The 968-nt window shown below is 64.9% G+C and carries 1 protein-coding gene; it reads left to right on the forward strand.

Annotated features, from left to right (window positions below; genetic code table 11):
* The coding region (gene xylA, locus FDW81_RS17945) for a xylose isomerase (RefSeq protein ID WP_138135556.1) at nucleotides 1-968 on the forward strand (968 nt) is incomplete at both ends.

Below are 968 nucleotides of genomic sequence, written 5' to 3' on the forward strand. Positions count from 1 at the left end.
TGATCCTGAAGAACTTCAAGGCAGCACTGGCCGAGACCGGGTTGAAGGTTCCCATGGTGACCACCAACCTCTTCAGCCACCCCGTATTCAAGGACGGCGGCTTCACCTCCAATGACCGCTCCATCCGCCGGTTCGCGCTCAGCAAGGTCCTGCGCAACATCGACCTCGCCGCGGAGTTCGGCGCCGAAACGTTCGTCATGTGGGGCGGACGCGAGGGCAGCGAATACGACGGCTCCAAGGACCTCTCGGCTGCCCTGGACCGGATGAAGGAAGGCGTGGACACCGCCGCCGGCTACATCAAGGAAAAGGGCTACAACCTGCGCATCGCCCTGGAGCCCAAGCCCAACGAACCGCGCGGTGACATCTTCCTGCCCACCGTTGGCCACGGCCTGGCCTTCATCGCCCAGCTCGAACACGGGGACATCGTGGGCCTGAACCCCGAAACAGGTCACGAGCAGATGGCAGGGCTGAACTTCACCCATGGCATCGCCCAGGCCCTGTGGGCAGGCAAGCTCTTCCACATCGACCTCAACGGCCAGCGCGGCATCAAGTACGACCAGGACCTCGTCTTCGGCCACGGTGACCTCACCAGCGCCTTCTTCACCGTGGACCTGCTCGAAAACGGCTTCCCCAACGGCGGCCCCCGCTATGAAGGTCCCCGCCACTTCGACTACAAGCCCTCCCGCACCGACGGCTACGACGGAGTCTGGGAATCCGCCAAGGCCAACATGGCCATGTACCAGCTGCTGAAGGAACGCGCCCTGGCCTTCCGCGCAGACCCGCAGGTCCAGGAAGCCCTGGCTGCCTCCGGCGTCTTCGAGCTCGGCGAAACCACCCTGGCAGCCGGCGAAAGCACCGCCGACCTGCTCGCGGACGCCGCCGCATTCGAGGACTTCGACGCCAACAAGGCTGCCGAGCGCTCCTTCGCGTTTGTCCGCCTCAACCAGCTCGCCATCGAACACCTGCTC

Source organism: Pseudarthrobacter sp. NamB4 (assembly GCF_005796185.1).
Lineage (GTDB): Bacteria > Actinomycetota > Actinomycetes > Actinomycetales > Micrococcaceae > Arthrobacter.